General features: G+C 67.9%; 2 protein-coding genes and 1 pseudogene. All 3 read right to left on the reverse strand.

Annotated elements, in window-relative coordinates; genetic code table 11:
• Positions 1 to 509: pseudogene (locus JWP65_RS03865) on the reverse strand (c-type cytochrome biogenesis protein CcsB); the annotation flags it as partial.
• The gene (locus JWP65_RS03870; RefSeq protein WP_299760524.1) at positions 506 to 2,626 is read right to left on the reverse strand and encodes a cytochrome c biogenesis protein ResB; all 2,121 of its coding nucleotides are present in this window, start codon (positions 2,624 to 2,626) and stop codon (positions 506 to 508) included. The gene JWP65_RS03870 and the pseudogene JWP65_RS03865, both read right to left, overlap by 4 nt.
• A 232-nt stretch (positions 2,627 to 2,858) precedes the next feature.
• On the reverse strand, positions 2,859 to 3,448 hold a 590-nt coding region (locus tag JWP65_RS03875), incomplete at its 5' end, for a c-type cytochrome (protein ID WP_299760526.1).

Here is a 3,448-nt window from a genome sequence, read left to right on the forward strand (position 1 = left end):
TAGCTTTCGTACCAGCGCACCAGCGTGCCGATCAGCGCCATGCCCACCGCCACCCAGGCCATGCGCGAGCCGATCGCCTGCATGGTGGCCGACTGGCCGCGGGCGACGATGCCGAACCAGTAGAACAGCGTGCTCATGAAGAACAGCATGCTCATCCAGAGGATGGCGGACTGGCTGGACAGGAAGTACTTGAGCCAGAACACCGAGTCGGCGCGCGCGAGCTCACCCTGATAGGAAAAGATGGCCAGCAGCGCGAAGCCCGACACCACCAGCAGCAGCACGCGCAGCGACGGCCAGAACCAGGCCAGCCAGATGGTCGCCGGGATGGCGGCCAGCAAGATGCCCTTCTCGTAGACGTCCATGTACTGCGCGTACCGCACGAAGGCGTACAGCCCGCCGGCAGCGACGATCGCCGCGAACACCCAGTCGAACGCCGTGCGGCGCGCCAGGTAACCCTGGTCGAGGGTGATGGTGAGGTCGTCGGCGGTGGTGGTGGTGGCGGTCGTCATGGCTTGCTTTCCTTCATCCCCAGCAGCCGGTCCCGGAGCCGGTCGAATTCGCGGTCGATGTCCATCAGCTTGCGGTTGCTCGACAACGCCATGCGGGCCTGCGAACCATCGCCACGGGGACTGAGCCAGACCCAGACGCGGCGTTCCCGAACATACAGCATCGCAAAAACCCCCAGGATGAGGAGGGCGCAGCCCAGGTAGACGATCATTCGGCCGGGCGAGCGCGTCACCTGGAACACGCTGGCCTGCACCTGCTTGAAGTCCTGCAGCTGGAAGGCCAGCGGCGCCGGATAGGCGAAGGCGTCGCTGAGCGCCAGCACCGATTGCGCCATCAAGGCCTGCGTCTTGTCGTCGCGCGGCAGCGGCGCCAGGCCGGCGCGCTCGCGGCTTTGCTGGGCCAGCTCGAACAGCGCGCCGTTGAGGATCCGCACCAGCACCTCGCCGGCGCGGGCCCGTTCGGCCTCCGGCACGTTGGCTTCCAGGAATTCGGAGACCGCTTGCAGCCCGCCCTCGGCCTTGCCGGGTCCCGGCTCGGCGCCGGCGAACAGGCCCAGCGCGCGGGTGGTGGAGGCGGCCAGCTGCTGCGCCAGTTCGGGCTTGCCGGCATCGGTCACCTGCGCCGCATAGCGCTGCACCGCCTGCTGGCGCAGCTGCGGATCGGCCAGCGCGGCACGCAGGCGCAGAAAGCCCGCCATGCTGCCTTGGTCGTCGGCCGGAATGCGCAGGTAGCGGAAGGCTTCGGCCGGCGTGTCGCGCAGGCCGAGCAGGAACACCGGCACGCCCTCGCCCAGCTCCAGCGGCAGCATGTAGTTGTGGTACTCGCGGGCCTGGCCGGCGGCGTCGCGCAGCTTGTAGCTGATGCTGGGGCCGACGTTGCGCAACGCCTTGTTGGTGACCGACTTGTTGGCCGCGCCCAGGCGGCTGTCGATGGAGGCGCGCAGATCCACCTTGCGCGGGTCGGTGGCCGTGCCCTCCTCGTCGCCGAGGTTCTCCACGTTGATCACGCGCAAGGCGGTGAACTCCAGCGTCAGCTTCTCGGCACCGGTCTGCTGGCCGCGGGTCAGCTCGGTCGAGCCGCCGATGGTGCCCTGCACCTCGAAGGTCTTGGGGTTGCCGTCCATGGCGACGGACTTGAGCGTCACGGCGGAGCCGCCGTCGTCGAAGCTGGATTGGTAGATCTCGATGCCGCGGTGCCGCACCGGGTGGTTCACCTCCACCCGCGCCGGGATCTTCTCGCCGGTCTCGCGGTCGTGGATCACGATCTCGCTGGCGAACAGCTTGGGCATGCCGGTGGAGTAATACTCCACGATGAACTTCTGCAGTTCGATGGCGAACGGCAGATCCTGCAGCAGGATGCCGTCGGACTGGTTCAGGATGGCGGTGGACGACTGCGTGCCCTCGGCCACCATCACGTTGCCGCGGAAGGTGGGGTTGGTGGCGGCCAGCCGGTGCTGGGACGGCACCTCGGAAATCATGCCGCCGCCCGTGTACGGCTGCTTGCCGCCCATCAGCATCTGGGCCCGCACGATCAGGTCGCCGTCCAGCAGGCCGCCCAGGCACACCAGCACGATCGCGCTATGGGCCGCGATGTAGCCGAACTTGTTGATGGCGCCGGCCTTGGCCGCCACCATCCAGCCGCCGCCACGCTGCTGCAGGCGCACCTTCCAGCCCGATTGCGACAGCCAGGCGCCGATGCGGCGGGCCGCCGACTCCGGCGCATCGGGCAATTCGGCCTCGGCCCGGTGGTGGAAGGCCAGCAGGCTCTGCTCGCGGATGTTTTCCTTGTAGGCTTTCAGGTCGACCAGGATCTTGGGCGTGTTGCGGGCGATGCACAGCGACGTGCTCACCACCAGGAAGGCCAGGATCAGCAGGAACCACCAGGCGCTGTAGACCGCGTTCAGCTTGATGGCCAGGAACAGCTCGGCCCAGAACGGGCCGAACTGGTTGATGTAGTTGGTGACCGGCTCGTGTTGCTTGAGCACGGTGCCGATCACCGATGCCACGCAGATGATCGTCAGCAGCGAGATGGAAAACCGCATGGACGACACCAGGTCCATCGCGATGCGCAGTTGCTGCGAAGCGCGGCCGGGGCCAGTGGCGGGAGAAGCGGTGGTCATCGATTCCGGAGGTAGAAAGAAAAAGGCGGGCCCTCCTGCGAGGCGCCCGCCCTGTTTGGTGTTTCGCCGCGGCGGTTAGTTCAACAGCTGTTCACTGCAAAAAGCCGCAGGCGACTTTTTGCGGTGGCCAATCAGCGTGAGGAGGCCCGGTAAAAGCGGATCCTTCTCACAAAAGGGATCGCGCTGCACGGTGTTCGGCGCGGTCCTCGAGTGAAGGGTCCAGGGTCAGGGCTCAGCGCAGGCCGGCGATGTAGTCGGCCACGGCGCGGATTTCGCGGTCGTTCAGCTTGTTGGCGATCTGCGACATCTGCGGGCTGTTCTTGCGGATGCCGTCACGGAATGCCAGCAGCTGGCTGGCGGTGTAGTCGGCATGCTGGCCCGACAGGCGCGGGTACTGGGCCGGGATGCCGGCGCCGTTGGGGCTGTGGCAGCCGGCGCAGGCGGCGATGTTGCGGTCGGCGATGCCGCCGCGGTAGATACGCTCGCCCAGTTGCACCATGTCCTTGTCCTTGGCGAAGCCGGGCTTGGCCTGTTGCTGGCCCAGGAAGGCGCCGATGTTCTTCATGTCGGCCTCGGTCAGCTGGGCGGCGAAGCCCTGCATGATCGGGCTGGGGCGCTTGCCGCTCTTGAACTCCTGCAGCTGCTTGACGATGTACGCCGGGTGCTGCTGCGCGAGCTTGGGGTTGGCCGGCGCGCCGGAGTTGCCGTCAGCGCCATGGCAGGCGGCGCAGACAGCCGCGTCCCGGGCCGCGCCGGCCGCCCGGTCGGCCACCGGGGGGGCGTTGGGCGCCACCGCGGCAGGGGCGGTGGGCGACTGCGTGG

The organism is Ramlibacter sp., assembly GCF_028292805.1.
GTDB lineage: Bacteria > Pseudomonadota > Gammaproteobacteria > Burkholderiales > Burkholderiaceae_C > Ramlibacter.

What these genes read in the sequence shown, in the direction of transcription:
- JWP65_RS03870 (WP_299760524.1), bottom strand. Translation starts at nt 2,626, where the DNA reads ATGACCACCGCTTCTCCCGCCACTGGCCCCGGCCGCGCTTCGCAGCAA.